Annotated in this window: 29 protein-coding genes; 5 read left to right on the top strand and 24 right to left on the bottom strand. The window is 43.6% G+C overall.

What is annotated here, in order from left to right; all coding sequences use genetic code 11:
* The 8 genes from ACZGCQ_RS03970 to ACZGCQ_RS03935 form a co-directional block, all read right to left on the bottom strand.
* Positions 1–2,214, bottom strand: a complete 2,214-nt coding sequence (locus ACZGCQ_RS03970; RefSeq protein ID WP_481266365.1) for an alpha-galactosidase — start codon at positions 2,212–2,214, stop codon at positions 1–3.
* A 115-nt stretch (positions 2,215–2,329) separates the two neighbouring features.
* Positions 2,330–3,349 (bottom strand): LacI family DNA-binding transcriptional regulator, encoded by a 1,020-nt coding sequence (locus ACZGCQ_RS03965; RefSeq protein WP_481265511.1) that lies wholly within the window; start codon positions 3,347–3,349, stop codon positions 2,330–2,332.
* Positions 3,350–3,486: 137 nt separating this feature from the next.
* Positions 3,487–4,173: a hypothetical protein gene (locus ACZGCQ_RS03960; protein WP_481265510.1), complete on the bottom strand. Its 687-nt coding sequence runs from the start codon at positions 4,171–4,173 to the stop codon at positions 3,487–3,489.
* Between the two features lie 179 nt (positions 4,174–4,352).
* Positions 4,353–5,429: an RNA-guided endonuclease InsQ/TnpB family protein gene (locus ACZGCQ_RS03955; RefSeq protein WP_214745538.1), complete on the bottom strand. Its 1,077-nt coding sequence runs from the start codon at positions 5,427–5,429 to the stop codon at positions 4,353–4,355.
* 121 nt (positions 5,430–5,550) lie between these two features.
* Entirely contained in the window at positions 5,551–6,054 is a 504-nt protein-coding gene (locus ACZGCQ_RS03950) for a hypothetical protein (protein ID WP_481265509.1), read from the bottom strand.
* Positions 6,054–6,179 (bottom strand): hypothetical protein, encoded by a 126-nt coding sequence (locus tag ACZGCQ_RS03945; protein WP_481265508.1) that lies wholly within the window; start codon positions 6,177–6,179, stop codon positions 6,054–6,056. Before ACZGCQ_RS03945 ends, ACZGCQ_RS03950 begins: the two co-directional genes overlap by 1 nt.
* Positions 6,180–6,222: 43 nt before the next feature.
* On the bottom strand, positions 6,223–6,480 hold the full coding sequence (locus ACZGCQ_RS03940; RefSeq protein WP_481265507.1) for a hypothetical protein: 258 nt from the start codon (positions 6,478–6,480) through the stop codon (positions 6,223–6,225).
* Positions 6,481–6,758: 278 nt separating this feature from the next.
* Positions 6,759–7,007 carry a hypothetical protein gene (locus ACZGCQ_RS03935; protein ID WP_481265506.1) on the bottom strand — a complete coding sequence of 83 codons (249 nt, stop codon included), beginning with the start codon at positions 7,005–7,007 and terminating at the stop codon, positions 6,759–6,761.
* A 160-nt stretch (positions 7,008–7,167) separates the two neighbouring features.
* On the opposite strand from ACZGCQ_RS03935, the gene ACZGCQ_RS03930 reads away from it, so the two are divergent.
* The 3 genes from ACZGCQ_RS03930 to ACZGCQ_RS03920 all read left to right on the top strand — a co-directional run bounded on the left by ACZGCQ_RS03930 (position 7,168) and on the right by ACZGCQ_RS03920 (position 9,320).
* The gene (locus tag ACZGCQ_RS03930; RefSeq protein ID WP_481265505.1) at positions 7,168–7,719 is read left to right on the top strand and encodes a hypothetical protein; all 552 of its coding nucleotides are present in this window, start codon (positions 7,168–7,170) and stop codon (positions 7,717–7,719) included.
* 214 nt (positions 7,720–7,933) lie between these two features.
* Positions 7,934–8,263: a winged helix-turn-helix transcriptional regulator gene (locus tag ACZGCQ_RS03925; protein WP_058705278.1), complete on the top strand. Its 330-nt coding sequence runs from the start codon at positions 7,934–7,936 to the stop codon at positions 8,261–8,263.
* Between the two features lie 217 nt (positions 8,264–8,480).
* Positions 8,481–9,320 (top strand): aldo/keto reductase, encoded by an 840-nt coding sequence (locus ACZGCQ_RS03920; RefSeq protein WP_481265504.1) that lies wholly within the window; start codon positions 8,481–8,483, stop codon positions 9,318–9,320.
* A gap of 156 nt (positions 9,321–9,476) precedes the next feature.
* Here ACZGCQ_RS03920 and ACZGCQ_RS03915 read toward each other — a convergent pair whose 3' ends face one another.
* The 5 genes from ACZGCQ_RS03915 to ACZGCQ_RS03895 all read right to left on the bottom strand — a co-directional run bounded on the left by ACZGCQ_RS03915 (position 9,477) and on the right by ACZGCQ_RS03895 (position 12,760).
* Positions 9,477–10,160 (bottom strand): hypothetical protein, encoded by a 684-nt coding sequence (locus ACZGCQ_RS03915; RefSeq protein ID WP_481265503.1) that lies wholly within the window; start codon positions 10,158–10,160, stop codon positions 9,477–9,479.
* A gap of 105 nt (positions 10,161–10,265) precedes the next feature.
* Complete coding sequence (locus tag ACZGCQ_RS03910; RefSeq protein ID WP_481265502.1) at positions 10,266–10,571, bottom strand: hypothetical protein; 306 nt, start codon at positions 10,569–10,571, stop codon at positions 10,266–10,268.
* A 91-nt stretch (positions 10,572–10,662) separates the two neighbouring features.
* The gene (locus ACZGCQ_RS03905) at positions 10,663–11,232 is read right to left on the bottom strand and encodes a suppressor of fused domain protein (protein WP_481265501.1); all 570 of its coding nucleotides are present in this window, start codon (positions 11,230–11,232) and stop codon (positions 10,663–10,665) included.
* A 67-nt stretch (positions 11,233–11,299) separates the two neighbouring features.
* Positions 11,300–11,989 carry a hypothetical protein gene (locus ACZGCQ_RS03900; protein WP_481265500.1) on the bottom strand — a complete coding sequence of 230 codons (690 nt, stop codon included), beginning with the start codon at positions 11,987–11,989 and terminating at the stop codon, positions 11,300–11,302.
* Between the two features lie 63 nt (positions 11,990–12,052).
* The gene (locus ACZGCQ_RS03895; RefSeq protein WP_481265499.1) at positions 12,053–12,760 is read right to left on the bottom strand and encodes a hypothetical protein; all 708 of its coding nucleotides are present in this window, start codon (positions 12,758–12,760) and stop codon (positions 12,053–12,055) included.
* Positions 12,761–12,847: 87 nt separating this feature from the next.
* Here ACZGCQ_RS03895 and ACZGCQ_RS03890 point away from each other — a divergent pair, with 87 nt between their 5' ends.
* Entirely contained in the window at positions 12,848–13,270 is a 423-nt protein-coding gene (locus ACZGCQ_RS03890) for a hypothetical protein (RefSeq protein ID WP_481265498.1), read from the top strand.
* A gap of 90 nt (positions 13,271–13,360) precedes the next feature.
* Here the strand turns inward: ACZGCQ_RS03890 and ACZGCQ_RS03885 are convergent, their stop codons facing one another.
* From ACZGCQ_RS03885 to ACZGCQ_RS03865, 5 genes are read right to left on the bottom strand one after another with little or no spacing between them, the layout of a single operon-like run.
* Positions 13,361–13,741, bottom strand: a complete 381-nt coding sequence (locus ACZGCQ_RS03885) for a DUF5412 family protein (RefSeq protein ID WP_481265497.1) — start codon at positions 13,739–13,741, stop codon at positions 13,361–13,363.
* 44 nt (positions 13,742–13,785) lie between these two features.
* Complete coding sequence (locus ACZGCQ_RS03880) at positions 13,786–14,181, bottom strand: hypothetical protein (protein WP_481265496.1); 396 nt, start codon at positions 14,179–14,181, stop codon at positions 13,786–13,788.
* Between the two features lie 32 nt (positions 14,182–14,213).
* Positions 14,214–14,831 (bottom strand): hypothetical protein, encoded by a 618-nt coding sequence (locus ACZGCQ_RS03875; RefSeq protein WP_481265495.1) that lies wholly within the window; start codon positions 14,829–14,831, stop codon positions 14,214–14,216.
* 57 nt (positions 14,832–14,888) lie between these two features.
* Complete coding sequence (locus ACZGCQ_RS03870) at positions 14,889–15,503, bottom strand: hypothetical protein (RefSeq protein WP_481265494.1); 615 nt, start codon at positions 15,501–15,503, stop codon at positions 14,889–14,891.
* 29 nt (positions 15,504–15,532) lie between these two features.
* Positions 15,533–16,150 carry a hypothetical protein gene (locus ACZGCQ_RS03865; RefSeq protein WP_481265493.1) on the bottom strand — a complete coding sequence of 206 codons (618 nt, stop codon included), beginning with the start codon at positions 16,148–16,150 and terminating at the stop codon, positions 15,533–15,535.
* A gap of 134 nt (positions 16,151–16,284) precedes the next feature.
* On the opposite strand from ACZGCQ_RS03865, the gene ACZGCQ_RS03860 reads away from it, so the two are divergent.
* Entirely contained in the window at positions 16,285–16,788 is a 504-nt protein-coding gene (locus ACZGCQ_RS03860) for a DUF2199 domain-containing protein (protein WP_481265492.1), read from the top strand.
* Positions 16,789–16,825: 37 nt separating this feature from the next.
* On the opposite strand, the gene ACZGCQ_RS03855 is transcribed toward ACZGCQ_RS03860, so the two are convergent.
* The 6 genes from ACZGCQ_RS03855 to ACZGCQ_RS03830 all read right to left on the bottom strand — a co-directional run bounded on the left by ACZGCQ_RS03855 (position 16,826) and on the right by ACZGCQ_RS03830 (position 20,519).
* The gene (locus ACZGCQ_RS03855; RefSeq protein ID WP_481265491.1) at positions 16,826–17,260 is read right to left on the bottom strand and encodes a hypothetical protein; all 435 of its coding nucleotides are present in this window, start codon (positions 17,258–17,260) and stop codon (positions 16,826–16,828) included.
* 33 nt (positions 17,261–17,293) lie between these two features.
* Positions 17,294–18,058 (bottom strand): hypothetical protein, encoded by a 765-nt coding sequence (locus tag ACZGCQ_RS03850; protein WP_481265490.1) that lies wholly within the window; start codon positions 18,056–18,058, stop codon positions 17,294–17,296.
* Between the two features lie 5 nt (positions 18,059–18,063).
* The gene (locus ACZGCQ_RS03845) at positions 18,064–19,068 is read right to left on the bottom strand and encodes a DUF2716 domain-containing protein (protein WP_481265489.1); all 1,005 of its coding nucleotides are present in this window, start codon (positions 19,066–19,068) and stop codon (positions 18,064–18,066) included.
* Between the two features lie 21 nt (positions 19,069–19,089).
* Positions 19,090–19,476, bottom strand: a complete 387-nt coding sequence (locus ACZGCQ_RS03840; RefSeq protein WP_481265488.1) for a hypothetical protein — start codon at positions 19,474–19,476, stop codon at positions 19,090–19,092.
* 88 nt (positions 19,477–19,564) lie between these two features.
* The gene (locus ACZGCQ_RS03835) at positions 19,565–20,047 is read right to left on the bottom strand and encodes a DUF2691 family protein (RefSeq protein WP_481265487.1); all 483 of its coding nucleotides are present in this window, start codon (positions 20,045–20,047) and stop codon (positions 19,565–19,567) included.
* A 22-nt stretch (positions 20,048–20,069) separates the two neighbouring features.
* Positions 20,070–20,519, bottom strand: coding sequence for a hypothetical protein (locus tag ACZGCQ_RS03830; protein WP_481265486.1), 450 nt, complete (start codon positions 20,517–20,519; stop codon positions 20,070–20,072).
* Positions 20,520–20,601 lie beyond the last annotated feature (82 nt).

Genomic DNA, 20,601 nt, shown 5'->3' with positions numbered 1-20,601 from the left:
TTATTCAACATGATTGCCTCCTGAATGTTCTTGTATTTTTTTCAAGACATATAACCGGCTGTCAAAATCTCCGTTGACGGTTGGTGGAACATATAATCCGACGTACATGAGCTCATCTCCGCCGTAACGAACTCCTTCTAATTCGTAGATTGCTTGAGGATCGAGACTGCTCAATTTCAGCGTCCGAATCGGTGCCGCAGCTTCACTCAAGATGGTGACATCACAGACGATGATCTCGTCTTGCTTCTGTGAGACGAACATCCAAGCTGGATGATTGCTCGTGAACGCACTCTCCAACCGATAAAACGTTCCGTATTGGAGCGTACGCCGATGCGTTTTGTAAAACGCGATTTGCTGTTTGACGATCGCCTTCTCCTGTTCCGACAACCGTGTCGCATCAAGTTCATATCCGAATACACCCGCCATCGCAACGTGACCTCGCATCTCAAGACTCGTCTTGCGATGCGTTTGATGATTCGGGACCGCAGAGACGTGTGCGCCCATCGACGAGATCGGATAGACCATGCTCGTACCGTGCTGAATCTTCAGACGCGCGACGGCGTCCGTGTTGTCACTCGTCCATGTTTGCGGCATGTAATACAACATCCCTGGATCAAAACGACCGCCGCCACCGGAACAACTCTCGAACAGGATATGCGGATAACGCGCAGTCAAGAACTCCAGTACTTCATAGAGTCCGAGCACATAGCGATGCAGCAGTTCGCCTTGCAACTCGCTTGGTAACGCGGTCGAAAAAACTTCCGTGACGTTCCGGTTGAAGTCCCATTTGATGTAATCAATCTCGACTGCGTCAAGCACAGCTGTCATCTGTTCGATGATATTGTCTCGCACCTCTTTTCGACTGAAATCCAGGACGTACTGATCTCGTCCTTTGGATCGTCCACGACCTGGAATATGGATTGTCCAGTCCGGATGATTTCGAAACAGTTGGCTGTTCCTTGAAATCATTTCCGGCTCGAACCATAACCCGAATTGCATCTTTTGAGCATGGGCATGATCCGCGAGATGTTTCAGACCGTTCGGTATTTTTTCTTGATATTCAAACCAATCTCCGAGTGAGGAATAATCGTCATCTCGTCGTCCGAACCAGCCGTCATCCAGCACGAACAATTCGATGCCAAGAGCCGCGCTTTCCTCCATGATTTGCTTGATTTTCGTTTCATCAAAATCAAAGTACGTTGCTTCCCAGTTATTGATCAGAACCGGACGATCAGCGTCACGGAAGTTTCCGCGCGCCAAGCGCTCGCGATACAGTGCGTGAAAGGCTTGCGACATTTGCATCATGCCGTGTTGGCTGTAGGAGATGTTGACTTCTGGCGTTTGAAAACACTCGCCTGGATTCAGTTGCCACTGGAAACCGAATGGATTGATCCCGAGTTGAATCCGCGTCTGTCCATAGGGATCCTTCTCGACCGTCATTTGATGACTCCCGCTATAGACCAAGCTGAACCCGACGACTTCCCCGCTGTACTCCGTCGCCTCCGGTGAGACGATCGCAAGAAACGGATTCATTTGGTGGCTACTCGAACCACGTTTACTGTCAAACACTTTAATGCCTCGTGTAATCGTCTCTCGTTCCATCATCCGCTCACGCCCCCACGTACCATTCAACGTCAGACATTCTAATTGTTGAGACGGGAGATCCAGTGACAGACTCATCAGTTTTTGGATGTCATGTGTTTTCGTACCGACGTTATGCAACTGAACGGATCGCGATAAGATCGGTCGATCTCGAAAGACGGTATATGCTAGATGCAACTCGAGTTCTTCCTTTGCATCTTCTAATATCAAGACGAGCGTCTCCGCCTCTTCCTCCATTTCGATATAGGTGGCGGGAAGACCATCCAGCTTCGGTTTTCCGTTGATTCGCTCATATGAGCGATAGCGAAAGTCTGTTACATCTGACCCATCTTCGTGTTTGATCTGTTGCGCTGGTGAACGATAATCCCCCGTCCCATAACCGGGATACTCTTGCAGGAGCGTATCGAGCGAGAACAATCGATCCGTAGCATCCGGAAAGTTAGGTGAAAACGATCGATCAATCCGTGGGTATTTTCGCGCTCCATGATACGTTTTGATTGGCTGACCGAAATACTCCTGGGCGACGACCTGTCCTTCTTCGATACGAAGGATATAGCTGTAATGACGATTTGTTAAGTGAAATATACCTTCTGTTTCGTTAACATGAATCAGTTCCAAAACCCAACCCCCTCAATTGATGACGCTTTCATTTTGAGCCAAAATAAAAAAGCGTTTACTAAACATATCTATAATTTAAAGTTTAGTAAACACTTTGTCAACACTATTTTCAATTTTTAGGAGATACACTTTCTCGTTTGATCAGTTGTGCGGGAATCATGAGGCGGATGGGCAGATGACGTTCGCCACGAATTCGTTCCAAAGCCATTTTGATGGCGAACTTTCCTAACTCTTCTGTTTCGACCTTCACTGTCGTTAAGGAAGGTGTTAAAAATTCGGCGATTTCGATATCATCAAAGCTCGAGATGGAGATGTCTTCCGGTATCTGATGACCGTTTCGCTGGAATGCCCGGTACACACCGACTGCCATCGGATCACTGGCGACGAGTACCGCGGTGACATCCCGATGTTCAGTCAGTTGCTCCCCTAGCCGAAGTCCTTCGAGTGTTTTCCATTCCCCAAGCAGACCGTATATATGCTCAGACAATTCTTTTTGTTTCATCCAAGAGACGTACGTCTGATAGCGATCCTCTTCTTCACTCATGAACGACTCACCGTTTTGATTCATGATGACACGATGACCACCGATGAACGCGATCTGTCGATGACCGAGCTCATAAAAGTGCTCGAGACTCGCAATCGTCGCACTTTTAAAATCAGAATAGACGGCATCAAACCGCGCATCTGCTTGGGAGTCATCAATCACGATGATGTTCGGATTTTTTTGATATAAGACTTCTAACATGTCTGGCGCAACGGTACCTAGCACTAAAATCGCTCCTAGATGATTCAATCCTTCGAGGTCCGCCTTTTTCTCAGATAGACGAATGACCTTATTGACACTTACTTTTTGGCGTTCTGCTTCACTTTCGATGCCGCGACGAATTGCCCTGAAATAAGGATCATCAATTTCTTGTATTTCGTTGACCGTCGTCACCAAGCCAACGGTCGCAATCCGCTGGTTATACGATTTTTTTTGCCGCGGACTATAGTTCAATTGTTTTGCCGTTTGCAACACCTTATCTCTGGTTTCTGGACTGACTGATAACTTCTCATCCGCATTCAACACACGCGAAACCGTCGCAATCGACACACCAGCTAATTTTGCCACCTCTCGAATACTTGCCATGTTTCCTCACTCCTCTGAACAGTAGTAAAATGTGAACTCATTTTACTAAACAAATAGACTTGTTTCAACACAAAGAAAAAAGCAGGCGGATCTCTCTGCCTGCTTTCGTTCATTCGACGATCCCTATTTACTCGTGTTCAATCATCTAAACGATCAAGATCGATGTCTTTCATTTTCCTAACCCGAACACTTTCCTCCTGACCGATTTGATCGGTCTCTTTCAAGCGGTGCTGAACGACGAGCAGCACCAATACAATCGCAGATAGCACACAAATTGTCGCATAATATGGTTGTGTAAATCGCTCCAACTCAATCGCTGATAGCACCTGTAAGATCGTCAATCCCGCAAGCATGCCGTGGAAATACCTTTGATAGCTGCGCGGCATTCCCGGCTGTCCGAACGTCTCATACCATACGTATAAGCCGAGTCCGAACGCGAGTCCGTTTAGGATCGGCGAAGGAAGGAGGAAGAGAAGAATGCCGAGACCAAGCATCAACCAAGCGTACCTAATAGCGGGCTTAAAGAAAGCAGGATCGAGCTGCGCTTCCTCTTCCTCGATGATGGGCGCTGCTTTCTCCCCTTCGATCAACGGTCGAAACCCAAGGGCTTCTTTCGCTTCTGCTAACTCAAGCATTCGTTTCTTCATCCCGAAATAAAACGGAAAACGTTCTTTGATGACCTCCCCTTCATCCGTTTGACCATCAGCTTGCTCTTGCACGGATACCTGATACAGCGTGCGCCCCATCTGGTAACTGACCCAGTAGTCGGTCGCTTGACCATTGTCTCGCTTGAGTTCAATCACCTTCGTTTGTTGATTCGTCATGATATGTGATTCCTTTCGTCGCAAGTTCCTTTGACACTCCCACGGCTAAAGCCGCAAGCCCACACCTTTGGTGAGGGTGGGATTCTCAAGTGCTTGGCTGACTCAATCCATTTCTGTTTCGTCCGAGCCTTGAGGTAGGGGTGTGCCATCACCCCTCCTGAGACAGACCGTATAGGTTCTCAGGCTGATGGACTGTTACCATCCATCACAGGTGCGTATCGAATGTTCATCGCACCGACGGCGTCCCGATGTCCTTTAAACCCACATGCACACGTGTAGACCCTATCCCTCACCTTGTTCCTGACGGAACAGGATGGGCAGGTCTGACTCGTGTAGGCGGGGTTCACATACTCAACCTTGATGCCCGACAAGGCAGCTTTGTATTCGATGAAGGACGCGAGACGATAGAACGACCATGAGTGGAGGTTCTGGTTGTTTTTACGGCTTGTTCTTGCCGTCTGTCGGATGTTCGCCAAGAGTTCGAGGCGAATGACAGAGATTTTCTTCTGTCTTGCAAAATCGACGATGGCTCGGCTGACCTTGTGGTCCTTGTCCCGCATCCACCGCTGTTCCTTCTGATTGCGTCGTTTGATAGCCTTCGGCTTCTTCTTTTTACCGAGTGCCTTCCGTTCCGCACGGAACTTGCGTTTCATATACTTGTTCTTACGACCGTTCCCGAAGAAACGGGTCGTGTCGTCATCGGTGACGGCGACCGCCGGCACTTTCAGTCCGAGGTCAACCCCCATCACCCGCACCCCCGTCCGAGGGACGGTCGGGACATGGACGGAAATCTGAGCGATCCACTTCCTTCCCTTCTTCGTGACCCTGAGCGTCCCGAGTTTGTTGGCAAGGAGTCGGGTATTCCGATTGTCCTTGTCAACCATGGCAGCACGGAATCGCATCTTCACGGACTTCCCGTCCATCCAAACGGGGAAGGAGATGCTCTCGAAGTCGAAGGAATAGTTCTGATTGTTCCAGACGCAGACCGGCTTTTTGAGGACAGGGATGCGTTTGAAATCCTCTTTCCTCGCCTTCTTGTAGATGCCGACGGCATCTCCTGCGAGTTGGTTCTTCACGGCGCTCGGAAGGGGGGTGTCGATGTCCTTGCTCGACCACCTCTTCCCGTCCTCGGAGGCGACCATGTTCGCCACGACTCGGTTGGCGGTCTGGATATAGGTCTTGCCCATCCTTTTTAGGATGGCATCCTGACGACGCGTGGCATAGATTCGAACTTCTACCGTGACGACTTGACTCATCTTTGACACCTCCTTCATCATAATAATCAACTCCATTATAGATTTACTATAAATGCATTTCATCAGGAAGAACAGTCGGGGACATGCGGTGTCTGAAGACACCCCGTCCCCGAACTCGCTATCATCCCACCCCTAAAGGAGTGGGCTTTCTCGCTCGTACATTCTGTAATTGTTCTGAGGCATACAGCAGGAGAATGAATCCTGAGATGAGACAGACCGCTCCGTTAATCGAGAGATTGATTGGTGATAGATAGTTTTTCGATGAGCCCGCTAACGCGAACATGAAAAGTGCTCCTGACCAGCGATACATGCGAGGACGTGCAGATTTCCCATCGAGATGCATCGGCCAGAAAATCATCAGAACGACGAGTGTTATGTATCCTGGGATTGGCAAGATATCAGTCAGCGTCAGTAATCCACTGAACAAGATCAATAGAGCGCTTAAAATACGCAACTTTATGATGCGTCGGTCGGCTCGAAAATCCATCGCTTCAGACAGAGCAAAAGGTGACCGGATGTAGCCATCTTCTAATTTTTCACGAACCCACGTTTTTTTCTGACGATACGCGAGAAACGGATTTTTAAAAACAATCCGCTTCGTTGCAGACTCTTCATTCGTTTCCATCATATCCTCGCTATCGATTCCTGCTCTTTTTGGGCAACACCTTCCCGGCAGAATAAAGTGCGCCCCTCTTGGTGAAAGACGATGTGATACACACGATCGTCGATTTGTTTTACTAATTGAATCATGATTTGTGCTCCCTTTATCTTACCTTCTACATTCCTATAGATCTCACCATGCTGCGCTGACGGCGTATAGTATGAACAGTCCACCTAAGACACAGACATAACCATAATGTCTGACGGTCAACGAACAAAATAAGATGACGCCAATTGACAAAATGATACTGAGTACGAATGAATCCACCGTGTCGACGCTATCCCCGTGTCCCGCTAGCGGTGTCTTTTGCGCATGCTTCGAGCGGATGAAATAGATGCCTAACGTCAACAAGAATATCCCGACACCAAGACCAAGAAACGGTACCACCATCGACGTCTCCTCCGACATATGTATTCTTTGAATATGTTTGTTACATGAAGTTATTATACAACTATTAATTACGATATTTTTCTTTATTAAGTTTCATTGAAATTTTTCCTATGTCTGGTCTACATTTATTATGTTTGGCGTATGATTTTTTCTCTCATATCTCGATTTTTCACAAAAGGAGTGCAGAACTAAGTACGCTTCCATCGTACCAGTCTGCACTCCTATTTCGCATGATGTATCCACTTTTCTTATGTAAAATTCTTGTCCGAAAGATCAGGTCATGGACCTGTACCACAAGAGACCGCGTACTTTTCTTCATTCACCTTCTTTGAATAACAGACAAAAGGAGTTCCGCCCGTTTCACTTTTCCAATCAAACCAAAACATGTGGTAACGCTCCGCTTGCGGATCTTGTTCCGTAATGATTGCAAAGTAACTTTGATAGAAATAGCCCTCTTTGTAGAGTTCGTGTCTTAGAGCACCTCTTGGCGAAGCATCCGTAAACAGAATCGGTGATAGAATCGGCATGAGTAGTACGATGATGGCTAGCGTTCCGAAACATATCAGGACTATTTTCTTTCTGTTCTTTTTCTTAGAATTCGATTTACCCATCTTTTTCAACCTTTCCTTTATTGGCTTTTTTTGTTATATAGTAACATTATCCATACAACAGAAAGAGGTTTTGATATTGAAGAAAACTATTTTATTATCACTCTCTTTAGGTGTACTTCTATCTTCTGGCTTTTTGATCAGTAACGCAATAGCGACTTCTAATATTTCACAGGAAAAATCTGAAAGCACGATTTCAAAGGAGCAAGCCTTCACTTTTTTCACGAAAGTCCTGGAGCAACAAAAAGCGGATTTTTTAAACAATACGCCGTTAGCGCATACCAATCAATCCAGATTATCGTCACGCGACGAGGCTGTATTAATTTTTCTATCTAGTACAAAAGTGGATAAGCAACAGCTACATTCATTTAGTTATAAAATTTCTAACGTAAAAGTGTACTCTGAAAATCAACGAAATTATGCTGAAGCTTATGTAACACGAACTTTTAGCTTCGGAAGTGGGCTTGAAACGGGTTTAGGTGATACATTAGTGCTTGAAATCCAATCAAGTCCAGATGATTTAAATGGATTATCTCACACCATTTCCTCGAGTAAATCAACGAGTGAAGTAAATGAGAAGGTCTCTGTTGATGAATTTTTAGATAAATATGAAGCAGAGGCAACAAAATAAAATAACGCATAGCTACGCCTAAGAAAAACTACATCGGATATTTTGCTAACGTCCTGCTTTACAACATGAGTAATGCTCAGTACTAGCTCATTTAGTCATACGAGTTCACTTCTTTTGAATAAAGTACAACTTATGCTATATTTCGTTTTGGTAATTCTTTTAACGAAGGAATCAGTCATTGTATTTTAATTTTATGGATGAAGGAGTTATCGTGTTGAGTAAATTTAGTATCCCTGTCGAAGCTGCTTTAAAAGTGATCGGCGGGAAATGGAAAGTCGTCATCTTGTGCCACTTGTTTAAAGATAAGTACCGGACGAGTGAGTTAAAACGTCGCATGCCGAATGTCTCTCAAAAAATGCTGGTCCAGCAATTAAGAGAATTAGAACAGGACGGTGTCATTCGACGGGTCATCTATCACCAAGCTCCACCTAAGGTCGAATATGAGTTAACGGACTATGGACGATCGTTAAAATCAACCATGGATGTCTTATGTGACTGGGGAGAGCAGCATCTCCAAAATGAACACTTGAAGAATAGCTGTTAATTTTTCCGTACTTCCCTAAACAGCCCTGCATTTTCGAATGCAGGGCTGTTTGCTGTTTGATTTTTTGTACTTCCCTCGTCCCTGTAATTTAGGAAAAGTCACTTTTTGGTGACTATGGAACTTTAAAGTGCCGTCTTCTAATTTCTGATTGCTCCCGATATGATGATGTCACACATACAGCATGATTTTTTTGCTGTAATTTTGATAAAGGAGCTAGATGAATATGAAAATCTCTACAGTACGGTTAAACAATGGTGTGGACATGCCACAAGTCGGATATGGCGTATTTCGTGTCGAGGACGGTGCGGATCTCGAGCAAGCGGTCGTGACAGCGATTCGCGAAGGCTATCGTAGTATCGATACTGCAGCCATCTATGGTAACGAACAAAGTGTCGGCAGAGGCATTGCGAAAGCTATCGAAGAAGGACTCGTAACACGCGAAGAACTATTCGTGACATCAAAAGTCTGGAATGCACATGGATCATATGAAGAAACACTTGCTGCTTACGCAGAATCCTTAGAAAAAATGCAGTTGGAGTACCTTGATCTCTACTTGATCCATTGGCCAGGGAAAGCCAAGTATCAAGCTCCTTGGAAAGCACTTGAAGAGTTGGTTCAAACGGACAAGCTCAGCGCGATTGGTGTGAGTAATTTTCAAATCCACCATCTCAAGGACTTACTGCAACATGCATCCATCATACCTGTCGTCAATCAAATCGAACTCCATCCGAAGCTAACTCAGTCAGAGTTACGTCAATTCTGCAGTGAACATGGGATTCAAATTGAAGCCTGGTCACCGCTCATGAATGCGGAACTTCTAGAAAATGAGGTCATTCAGGAGCTCGCTACACAATACAAAAAATCAGCTGCTCAAATCATTCTACGATGGGATATTCAGCAGGGCATCATCACGATTCCTAAGTCTATGACGCCTTCACGGATGCAAGAAAATCTGCGCATCACTGATTTCGAAATCCTTCCAGAAGATATGGAACGATTAAACCAATTAAATGAAAATCTTCGGAGTGGACCGGATCCAGATACGTTTGATTTCTGATTGCTCTTAATAGTCTTATTTCAAGTTCGAGGATGTAGTAGAAAAAATCAATCGGACGAAGAAAGTTTATTATTCGGGTCTATAAAATAGAAGCACACATCTCTTTTACGATGTGTGCTTCTTTGCAATCATAACTAGATTACGTAAGTGAATAGATTAGTTAGATACATCGCTAGACCAATGAATATCAATCTCATAAAAAGAAGTTGTACTCTCCTCAATTCCTTCCATATCACTCGTATCTAACACTTGAATGTCCTCATGCGATAAGGTAATAGCTTGAGATGGGTTCTCTATTTTTAAGTGATATAGTGTTTCTAGGAGCGCCAGCTGTCGTTCCGTGAGCTCGTAGTACTCTTCCCAATATGCCAGTCCAGCTTCGTAACCCGACGCCTGTATTTCTAATAGACTTGATCCCCGATCCATCATTTCTTCATATCGATGACTTGAAAAAATTTGACGATCATCTCCCCATAAGACGGTACTGACGACCGGAAGAATGACTCCTTCAACATCATCTAGCAGGTATTGAAAAGTATCATCTACAGCCATTTTTTGTACTTTTTCTGGAGCTTCGATTAGCAAGTCATTCGCTTCTATAGTCTCTTCAAAAAATTCTTCGTTCCGAAAGCTCGCCACAAAAAAATCCTGTCCAAATGTTACTGTTCCTCTACAGCCTTGACCATCATTCGTACTGTAATGATCACCATCCCACGAATGCTCATAAGCAAAATCAGGGTTGTTTGCGACAAAGATAGCATGAGCGATTGAAGCGAGTATACATCCCTGCCATATGGTTTGACGATTCCATCCTGAATCCATGATTTGATTCTTATTCATTCATACCTCCTGTTTTTAAAACAGTTATGGAAATTCTTCTAATTCACTTGAGGAGTTCAAGCATCCACTAGATGATTTACTGTCATTGTGCGATATATCAAAACTTTAGTTAAACTTCTTTCTAACCTTCTGATGATCGTTATTCTCGATTTTTTGGAGTTCTTTCACCCAATCACGGATATCTTCCTCACAGTGCAGATATTCGCTAGGGCTATTGAGAAAGTCCATGCCATACACTGTAGTTAAGCCTTGAAAAACTAAAATATCGTAATCTGTAGTCTCCCAACCCTCTTCATTCTCTGATATCATCATCCATTGGTAAGCCCAGTCTGAAGCTTCTTCCCTTGATAGTTGATTTTCTAAAACCAATTCTAATTTTGATATGATGTCAGGTATACGAGGCGTCTTCATTTGATCCTCCATTATTCTCTAAACCTCTAGGATGTTCTATCAGATCGTGTATGATCGATGTTATATCTTTCAAATAGCTATCAATAACCATTTACACGAGTGGTTTACGGTTAAAATCTACTAACTCATCTGTCTCAAATAAAAGATTTTCAAATCGATCCGCTCCGTGTTTTTCAATATATTTTTCCTCAGATTCAAAAATCGGTACGAACCAGACTGGCAATACGGTGTCAGGCTCGTTCCCAACATTAGAATCTGTTTCAAATAGGCAGAAGGATTCATCAAAGTACACAGGACTTGTAACATAAACAGAGGAGAACTGATACTTTTCAAATATTCCTTCAGGGAGTGGATAATACTCTGTTGCATCAAATGCATGTCCTGTTCTCATAGCGTATTCAACCAATTGCCAGAGTAGAAAAATGATCTCATCCTGAACGTCTGGTTGTTCCGCTGACATCATTATTTCTTGATGCATCAGTGAACCGTCTTCCATTTGGAGTGGATGAAAAAGTAATCCAAGGGATGCAATCGTATAGGTCTCCTTGAACGGTGCATCTTTGAATTTCAAGATTTGGACGTTCTTTTGTTCAAGTTTCTCAATTGGGAATGCTTCCGTGAATTCTCCACAATGCTGTTCTAAATGATCAAGATAATTCATTAAATCAACCTCCGTTTGGGTATCATTTTAATACTTCTAAATCAATCTGTGATTCCAACATAAATAGTCATTTCAAATTGTCATTGATTTCTTTTAATCGTTCTTCATATTTGTAAACAGCAGCTATATCCCCACTTGAACCATATGGATTTACGACTGCTTTAGCCTCTTTTTCATCCACAAAAATTTTCACTCCCCATAAGCCTTTCGTGATGAAATACTCTTCATCATTCGATTCTAAAGTGTCAAATAACAACGGAGTTGAAAAGGTTCCTTCTTCTCGATGGCGTCTTCCAAGTACAATCCATTCCCCATTTTTTATACCATAGTAACCCGTTCTAATGACTATACAAGGTCCAGGATTTTTTTTATCTAACTCATGGAGTGAAAGAATTCTTTCTGTTCTAAGATTATAGTATTGGATGTAATCCATAGACTCTAGTTTTCCAGTTTCATGATTCTCATCTTTAGAGATTCTCATTTCTGCATATCCATACCCTCCAAGTCGAGGTAACGGAATCGCATAGACAACTCCAGATGTTAGCTTCCAACGAGTAGGTCTTTTTTTCGTTTGAATGGAGAGCTTTGAAATCATTTGCTGTGTGTCTTCACGTGTGCTCAAAAGACTATTTAATCCGTTCTCCAGAAGGTACCGCCATTCCTCAATCGAAAATTTGCGTTTCATCTTCTTTTCGAATTCATAAAGTGTATTTCTTAATTGATTTACATGCTGCTCTAATTGTTCGGTCGAATCCATCGTTTTTTATCCTCCTCATCCATTACGCTAAACATTGTTACTTGATTAGCAGCATCTTTACTTTTAATTGCTCCGTTCATATTCAAAAATCGCCCACGGAAACCATAAGACCGATTCTGTCGCCTCGCCTAATTCATTACAATAATCCGAGTAACGATCCGCTTCTTCGAACGTATGGATTAAACCATGGCTGTTTAGTGAGAAGTTGAAATGGTGACTGAAATCGCGTTCCAGTCCATTACACAAATACGAATGAAATGATCCCAAATCAAATCCTAAGACTTCGTACCCGATTTTTTCGGCACCTTCCATATCAGGACTGAGATGTTGTGATACGATTTTTTCTACTCCATAAGGCTCAGGATTTTTACTACTAAAAGCCGCTACATCTTCAAGAAAATCCACTTTATACTGTTCTGGTAAGCCGATGCCGATGATGCGTATATCAGGAATATGAGTTAAGAAACGATTTACGAACGTTTTCGCAGCATTTAAGTTAGAGAACACTTGAGGAAACAACATATCTCCTGTCTTCTGATGTTCTTCTATCCATTGTTCAAGTAACTGAAAGGTGGTAAGTGAGAGACCGAGTTGCTCCATATAACGGTCTTTCTTTACTTCCACGTTTCCCCATAAGATACTGATGTCAGGATAGTGTGTACAGATGCATTCACTTACGGATAGAACGGATTCAGGAACAACCGCCTTGTCCATGTATTCTTTTCGAGGAGTTGGCAGAATAAGATAGTATCCCGCAGATAGGTAGCTCATAAATTGGCTCCTTGTCATGTAAAATGAATTCAATGAGTGTATGTAATGGATTCGGTACGATAGATGAAGTAGAAAGGAACTGAAAACATGGATAAAGAACAAGAAAGAGTGCTCGTCCAATCGTTTTTCGTCAAGCGCGTTCAAGAGCGCGTACTGCATGAACTGTTCACGCCAAAAAAACGAGATATGGCGCTTCAGCGGTTAGATCACCGGTATTTAAGCATGCTGAAAAATGATTATTTGATTGAAATCAAACCACCTAATTCATGGCCTGACGATACGTATGATTTGTTGAAACAATATGGTGCACCGGATACGTGCTATTGTCTATCAGAAAACGAGCTGATCAGCGGGAAAACGTTACCTCTCCGTGAGGCACTCGAACACGCCATCGGCTTTGGATTTGCCTCGATCATTTCCTGTATTCCAGGCGAATTGGCATATTTCGAAGCGGAGCAATCTTTCGGTCCACCGCCTCGTTATTTGTTGAAGAAACCAAGCAGTCGGTAAGCATCATCCTTGCATGCTTGGTTTCTGACAACTACGTCATGATCGCTCGCCAAGATTTGCTGAATGCATATCATCATCCTCATGTTCCTCTTAGTCTGCTTCGTATATGCCCTCTCTGAAGTCGTACACTTGACTCCATATCTTGATTTTAGTGCCATTGATCGTCACCGTATCCTTCGTCCACTTCACTTCTTTTATCTCGCGACAAGGATACTCCCAGTACATTCTGCGCTTTTCTCCGTTCTTATTCTCCATAATGCCGAGCATCGCATAATCCACCGTCGCGCCACCATTCGCGCGGTAAAAGCGAATCGTGTAAGCCTGATCGGGCGAGCTACTTTTTGAGATATACTCTTCTTTTGGTACAACATTGATATCAACCAAGAAAAATAGCCGATAGATCGTCCACACGACATATATCGAAAGACTTACACCTGCTATGATTCCCGTTATCTTCAGCTTTTTTCTCACTTTTCAAAACTCCAATTTTTATATATTCTTCAACATTCAATCGTTTAGTCGCCCCAAAAACAAACCAACGTATTCTGATAGACAGACGCGATGCACATCCGCTTCAACACTTCTAAAAATTGATGTAATTCCATCATTAGAGTGTCTGACTGATGCATCATCCACGGCTCACTCGCATAATGATTCGCTTGATTCATCATCCACGCTTCCTTCGGTGTGCAATAGCGTTGAATAAGCAGCTCGCAAATTCCAATCAACTCGTTCACTTCTCTCGCTCCAAACAACTTATCGGTGTAAGGATCGAGATTAATTAAGAGATCGCAACGATTGGACGTACTTGCGAAGTCTTCTTTCAAAAAGCGTTGAACGTGACTCGGAAATGGGAGAATCTCTTTCTCGTTTTCTGGTACTTCTTTTAGATTCGTACTGATCCCAAACATGATCGTCCTCCTTTATATCGTTCCTATGAATGTCAATCGTAGTAGTCGATGCCTTCTCCTTTTGGAAGAAACGCTTTTACCTTGTCCTCAGTATCAAAACAAGCTTCATTTGAAAACAGGTAATAGCCCATGAAATCATGCTCCATCGTGATGAATGACATTTCTTTCATCGCACGAATGACGGGAACAACCACTTCTCTTTTAAAGAACCACCCTTTGACCATTTTTCGCTCAAACGTCAGGAGATTCGTAAAGGATAGGAAATAAAAATCGTTTACTGCCGCATACCAATACGTTTCGTCCAGCAGACGCTCAAGTTCGCTCGCATCGTTCACTTGAACGCTATAAAAAGGACTGCTCTTATCTGGTTGAATCTTTGTGTAGAACAGATTTTCCTTCCGAAAAAACGGTTCCACTTCTTCATTGGTAAAACCACCGCCGAACGTGACGAATAGCGGAAAGCGATTCAGACGCGTCAAAAAATACTTCAGTACATCGTTCGAGTCACGTTGATAGTCTCGTTTCTCATCATTCGGAATACATCCCATCGAATAAATCGACTTAATAGCACCTGGTTGATCAATATCGAGATAACGGTCTTTGATCACTTTTGTATGATTCGTATGTTCTTCGAGATCGATGTATAACATGGAAATCCCTCCACGTATTCTGCTTGATCCATCTACATCATCCAACTGCTTGTTTCATCAATAGAATTCAATGGTACCGTCGTCAGGAAAGATCTCTTTCACCTTGTCCTCGGTATTAAAACAAGGTTCATTCGAAAACAGATAATAGCCCATGAAATCATGTTCCATCGTGATGAACGACATCTCTTTCGTCACATGAATGACGGGAACGATACGTTCTTTTTTGAAAAACCATCCTTTGACCATTATCCGCTCAAACGTCAGGAGATTCGTAAACGATATAAAGAAGTCTTCGTTCACAGCCCCATACCAATAGATCTCATCTAGCAACAACTCCAGTTCGGTCGCGTCATGCACTTGAACGTGATAGTATAGGTTCTTGTTTGGTCGAACCTTTGTATACGATAGATTGTGCTTTTGAAAGTACGGCTCGACCTCCTCGTCCGTAAAACCTCCACCGAACGTGACGAAAATCGGGAACCGATTGAGACGCGTCAAAAATTGTTTCAAGACTCGATTTGAATCGCCTTGGTAGTCGCTTTTAGTTTCCATATCCGGTAGACACCCCATCGAATAGATGAAGTCGATACGTTCTGGTCGATCAATGTACAAGTATCTGTCCTTAAACACTTGTGCGTGATCCATACGCTTCTCAAAATAGACATATAACACGATTCCTTTCCCCTCTTTCAATCACTCCATTACCGCTCGATTTCATCATCTGGAAAGAGTGCTTCTATTTTCTCTAACGCATCGAAATCTGTTTCATTCGAGAAGATCAGGATATTCTCGAAATCAAAGCCGGTTTTAAAAAATGTCGTCGGTTTCTTCATATCGATTACTGGCACTACTCTCTCTTTTTTGATCAGCCACCGTCTTACTCTCCTCGTTTCAAACTTCAATACATCAGTGAAAGCAATCAAATAGTAGCCGTTGTTCCTAGCCACTGAAATGGTCTTCGCTAGTATTTGCAATAAGTCCGTCGGTTGATTCACTTCGACGGTCATATATCTTTCACGCTGAGTGATTGAGGTCTCTGTATACAGTAATTGTTTGTGCTTAACCGTAGACAGCAAATCTTCTTTTTCTAAATCAGTCAGTTCATGGAATCCAAAAGAGAGATAGATTGGAAAACGATTTAACCGCGAGAATAATTGGGTTAACACTTCTTCGTCCGAAATGACTTCATCTTCATTTGAGTCATCACTATAATATTCGAATGAAAAAATGGATGTGATTCGGTCTTGTCCCTTTAGTGTCAGATGATATTCTTTAATCGTCTTCGCATGATTTTGATGTTCTTCAATGTAAATCTGCACGTTAACCCCCTCACTTTCGCTGGATTGTCACGGTCTCCATCGGGATTCTCTACCAACGGGTGTTACACTACAAGTATGCTCTCTTCTAACGTTCGACAACGAGACATACATAACTCAACTTAGAGGTGATTCCAATGAAAAAACTTCTGCCTTGCGCCATCTGTGGCGAACGCCACGACGAACTCCCGACTGAATATGAAACACTCGGACCGGTCTACTACGAACGAATGTCTGAGAAAGAGCAAGAAACGAAAAGCGAGATGCATGATACGTGGTGTGTCTTAGAACTGGACGGTCCGCATTATTTCGTGAAGGGCATTCTTGAACTCCCGATTGCTGGACAAGATGAACCCTTCTGGTGGATTACATGGGTGAGCTTAAGTCCTGACAACTTCGCTCGCTTCATCGAGAAAAAACGTTCTCGGATTGAGGAGCCGATGTTCGGCTGGTTTTCAAGCGATCTACCCGCTTACCCGGATACCGTCAACTTAAAAGTGATGGTCCATGATGAAGGAACTGGTCAACTTCCTTTCTTTGAACTCGAGCCGACGGATCATCCTTTGTCGATCGAATTCTATTCCGAAATGACGCTTGCTCAGGTCCATGCCATCGCAGACATCGTCTATGCACAAGAGTGAACCAAATAAACTGAAGCCGCTGTGGATCAGCGGCTTTTTAGTTTTTACTCTGTTTCGTGATCAAAATATGCGTTCTTTCAGGAATCTCAATGTCTTCTAACTGATCAAGTTTCAAAGATAGTGCCATACTTTTTACTTTTGGATAGTACTCTTCCCCAATCCAACAGGTATACAATTCGAACGATTCACCCTCGTCTAAGAAGTCATTCATGAACGTAAACAGATAACGTAGCTTTTCTTTCGATTCCAGTGCAATTTCGGAATCAAAAGGTTCAACGATCTCGATGCCCCAGTGACTCGAAATTTCATATACATACCATTTATGAAAATGCTTCGTTTTCACTTCATACAGACAGTCTTCATCCGCAAAACAAGGACCGATATATAAAGGAACAGTTTCATCTTTTTCATCTAAATTGAGATACTGTTCAGGAATTTGTCTCTCCATACAGATATATGATGCTAAGCTCATTGTGTTTTCTCCTTATATTTGATGGTTTGATCGTTACTTGAAAGACGTCTCTCCATCGGCTATTTTTCCAAAATGTGCGATCTTTCCATTCGTACAAAAGTGATCGAGCATGCCAAATCGATCCGCTGCATCGCGGGTCACGATGAAGTTATAGGGCATCATTAACGAGAATTCAGACATGAAGTCCTCAAGCGTTTGCGGCGTGGGACGTGCATCTTTCGAAAATAATCCTGATGTCACTTCCTTGCGATTCAGCAAATGCAATACATGTTCTTCCAACACCGCTTGCCAATTGAAATCGTGCAACGTCATCACGTGAATCGAATCATCATTTTCTAAAACATCCCGACCACAAAAAACGACCTCGACCGGAAACGTGACATGCGGTAAGACCGCATCAAAAAAGTTCTCATATTCTGTCCCTATGTCATCAAGCTCCTCATACGCGACTCCATACATCGAGACACAATCGTTCGTGATTCGGACGATTTCTTGTCCTTGTTTTTGGATAATGAGCGTCACTTCTGCTTCAGTCGCCATCTCCTGCTGTTCGATGACAAGATGTTCGAGAAATCTTTCAAGCTGCGAGGCGTCGGTCATGATCATGTGAGATCGGACCGTCCAATCCGAAAAATCACCAATGTTCGGATTCTGCTTAAGTGGTCGTTCCAGAAACTTTACTTCAACCGGATACGAATGCTGACTTACTTGAAGACGGACGAGGTCTTTCCAATCGTCACGTGGCAGCAGTTCCCGGAACACATCGATCCAGTCGTTTCGTTGAAAGGTCATTTTCATCTTACTCACCCTCTTCGGATTTCATTCGAAAAAATCTTTGTTCTTTGGAACGCAGTAATTAGATCTTCTCCAAACATTGTGATGCTATGTTCCCACGGGTGACCGAGGTATCCCCAGCGGAAATCGCGAGCGATGAAAAAGGAATAATCACCATCTGGAACTGCTGGAATCATCCAGTCTCCTTCTTCATTTCGAAGAAACGAACGTCTTGGGTCGATCCAGTATCCTTGATGATTCCAATCGAGTGCCATGACGCGTTCCCCTTCAACGGTCAGCTCAATCAGAATACGTCCTAGTTCTCGCTCGATTTCTTCGCGTTTCTCATAATCCACTTCGTATGAAATGAACGGACTCGGGGCATGGTATGAGGGGAAAACCGTTGTACTGGGTGCGAACTGAAATTGTTGATCAATGACGTGCCATATCTTCTCGTCCTCTGCTTGCGTCATCGGAATCCAGCTCCATGGTTTACCTTCACCAATCAAATCGAACGTCGCTCCTTGAGGATATAGAACGGTGTACGCTGCTCCTTCTTGTACTGCAATTTTTGGTTCGTCTTGTACATCGCGTGCTTTCATTTCTTCAAAAATTAGTGCAATAGCTGCCTCAACATCAAGGACACGATAAAAGATATTCGTCGTACCACTACCGATATCTCCCCCTTCGCAGTAGCCGTTACCCGTATGAAGCAAACCATCATTGATTACTTCTTCCATCATGTGACGGCGCTCGAGCGCTGCTTCTGCCTGACCCTCGTCATAAGAGAACTGGACGACTAGTTCCGTATAATCTGTCTCGTTTACTTCGCGATAGCCTTGACGTTCAAACTTCTCGATCAGCTGCAAAATCTGTACACCTAATCGTTTGAAGCGCGAGACGCGCATTTGCTTTACGTTTTCTGCTTTCACCCACGCTCCAACGATTCCTTGATGTTGAACGATGAGGCGTCCCTCCGTATAGATTGTTTGGTAGAGCGTATCTGAGCCGTTTTGTTTTATCAGTTGGATCATGAGTGGTTCCCGCTCCCTCCTTCACAATGCGTTCAAGTCACGATCTTCTATGTAGCCTAAAAACGTATCTTGCAATGCACCATCTGTCTCTACGGTCTCGACCGGGTCTCCTGCTTCGTCGACTCGGACAAGTGCCAATTTTGCTTCAAGCGCAGATCCACTTAGTCCTGAACTCCCATCGTTGATGCCAAATACATGGGAAACCGTATCGATGATCGTCTGTTCCATCATCTGTCTCATCCGTTTTTGATCCGCTTCGCTCGACTGTTGGTAAAACGCGATGCAGGCCGTATAATCATTGACGTTTGGATCGACTTCTTCTTCATAGATGTCCTTATAGTCTGCCATACCGTCCTGAACGACCGTCAGATGGACCGCTTGAACGAACTCTTCCATCTCTTGATTCATGATTTTTCTCTCCTTTTATCAACACTTCGTAGTTCATAGCTCTCACCTTAAACGCTTATCGTTTACATCTGTTCGTCTGAACAGTGTCTTATTCTGCCCATACCGACAAACGAGTCCGAGGATCATTGTCATCGGTCACCCACTCGATTCCGCTATACCCACGTTTCACGGCGTTCTTATAAAACGCTTCAGATACGTGTTGCTCCTTACAATAGATATCGACGTACGTGCAGTCATACACCAAAATCGCGATTTGACAATTGCTTTCCTGAAACCATTCATACGTCATTCCTACTTCTTCAGTCTGATCACTTTGAAATGCAAACAATTCAGCAAAGATCAGGTAATTGCTAGGTCCCCTTAGCCATTTCGCTAGTTCATGTCCTGTCGCTATCCGATCGATTGAAAACTCTTCTAAACTGTCATACAGGTCCCCATCCATGGTTTGGATCGGAAAATCAAAGTTACGAAGAAACCAATCATACGCTTTCATTTCAATCGCACTTAATATGTCGAGCAAGACACGCCCCGGTTCATTCGGGATTTCAAATGACACACCACGCAGACTCATCGAATTCCCTCTTTCTACATTGTTATAAGAAGGCTGCCGTATAAAAACACTGAAGTTCCTGTTCTTCACTCGAACTTCCCCACGTGCAGACGGCGTAACCTTGTGCGGTCAGTGTCGTGACCATCTCGACGACTGGCAACCCTCCACTCTCTGTTAAGCCGATGTCGAGCACCTGATCAAGTAACTCCTGACAGTGTGACGGTCGATCATGATTCGCACAAATAATGGTATACATAGCTGGAGAATCACTAATCTTCTCGATAGCTGTTGTGAGCTGTTCGATGCCAAATTCAGCAATCCCAACGTAGTACGGTTCTTTGCCCACTTGAACCGGTACTTCCATTCGGGAGGTGAAGCCATCGAGCGTCTCTTCTCGTTCGAGCAAACACCACAGCTTGTAGTAATCAAAGATTCTTTTGGAATGGAACTTATTTCCGACACACACTACTACATAAAAGCGATAGGTACTCAACGCTTGCTTTTGCTTTAGCTCATCACGGAACATCTCACTACTGATTTGTTTGAATTAAACGATGTCTTCTGGAAACAAAAGC

It is taken from the genome of Exiguobacterium sp. HSB13 (assembly GCF_056764755.1).
The sequence above is the reverse complement of the archived record's forward strand: the minus strand, read 5'-3'. Positions and strand labels throughout refer to the sequence as shown.

Bases quoted from the DNA above. Each gene is read 5' to 3' on its own strand.
- ACZGCQ_RS03965 (WP_481265511.1), bottom strand. From the start codon at position 3,349: ATGGCAAGTATTCGAGAGGTGGCAAAATTAGCTGGTGTGTCGATTGCG.
- ACZGCQ_RS03960 (WP_481265510.1), bottom strand. From the start codon at position 4,173: ATGACGAATCAACAAACGAAGGTGATTGAACTCAAGCGAGACAATGGT.
- ACZGCQ_RS03955 (WP_214745538.1), bottom strand. From the start codon at position 5,429: ATGAGTCAAGTCGTCACGGTAGAAGTTCGAATCTATGCCACGCGTCGT.
- ACZGCQ_RS03950 (WP_481265509.1), bottom strand. From the start codon at position 6,054: ATGGAAACGAATGAAGAGTCTGCAACGAAGCGGATTGTTTTTAAAAAT.
- ACZGCQ_RS03945 (WP_481265508.1), bottom strand. From the start codon at position 6,179: ATGATTCAATTAGTAAAACAAATCGACGATCGTGTGTATCACATCGTC.
- ACZGCQ_RS03940 (WP_481265507.1), bottom strand. From the start codon at position 6,480: ATGGTGGTACCGTTTCTTGGTCTTGGTGTCGGGATATTCTTGTTGACG.
- ACZGCQ_RS03935 (WP_481265506.1), bottom strand. From the start codon at position 7,007: ATGCCGATTCTATCACCGATTCTGTTTACGGATGCTTCGCCAAGAGGT.
- ACZGCQ_RS03920 (WP_481265504.1), top strand. From the start codon at position 8,481: ATGAATATGAAAATCTCTACAGTACGGTTAAACAATGGTGTGGACATG.
- ACZGCQ_RS03915 (WP_481265503.1), bottom strand. From the start codon at position 10,160: ATGAATAAGAATCAAATCATGGATTCAGGATGGAATCGTCAAACCATA.
- ACZGCQ_RS03910 (WP_481265502.1), bottom strand. From the start codon at position 10,571: ATGAAGACGCCTCGTATACCTGACATCATATCAAAATTAGAATTGGTT.
- ACZGCQ_RS03905 (WP_481265501.1), bottom strand. From the start codon at position 11,232: ATGAATTATCTTGATCATTTAGAACAGCATTGTGGAGAATTCACGGAA.
- ACZGCQ_RS03900 (WP_481265500.1), bottom strand. From the start codon at position 11,989: ATGGATTCGACCGAACAATTAGAGCAGCATGTAAATCAATTAAGAAAT.
- ACZGCQ_RS03895 (WP_481265499.1), bottom strand. From the start codon at position 12,760: ATGAGCTACCTATCTGCGGGATACTATCTTATTCTGCCAACTCCTCGA.
- ACZGCQ_RS03890 (WP_481265498.1), top strand. From the start codon at position 12,848: ATGGATAAAGAACAAGAAAGAGTGCTCGTCCAATCGTTTTTCGTCAAG.
- ACZGCQ_RS03880 (WP_481265496.1), bottom strand. From the start codon at position 14,181: ATGTTTGGGATCAGTACGAATCTAAAAGAAGTACCAGAAAACGAGAAA.
- ACZGCQ_RS03875 (WP_481265495.1), bottom strand. From the start codon at position 14,831: ATGTTATACATCGATCTCGAAGAACATACGAATCATACAAAAGTGATC.
- ACZGCQ_RS03860 (WP_481265492.1), top strand. From the start codon at position 16,285: ATGAAAAAACTTCTGCCTTGCGCCATCTGTGGCGAACGCCACGACGAA.
- ACZGCQ_RS03855 (WP_481265491.1), bottom strand. From the start codon at position 17,260: ATGAGCTTAGCATCATATATCTGTATGGAGAGACAAATTCCTGAACAG.
- ACZGCQ_RS03850 (WP_481265490.1), bottom strand. From the start codon at position 18,058: ATGAAAATGACCTTTCAACGAAACGACTGGATCGATGTGTTCCGGGAA.
- ACZGCQ_RS03845 (WP_481265489.1), bottom strand. From the start codon at position 19,068: ATGATCCAACTGATAAAACAAAACGGCTCAGATACGCTCTACCAAACA.
- ACZGCQ_RS03840 (WP_481265488.1), bottom strand. From the start codon at position 19,476: ATGAATCAAGAGATGGAAGAGTTCGTTCAAGCGGTCCATCTGACGGTC.
- ACZGCQ_RS03835 (WP_481265487.1), bottom strand. From the start codon at position 20,047: ATGAGTCTGCGTGGTGTGTCATTTGAAATCCCGAATGAACCGGGGCGT.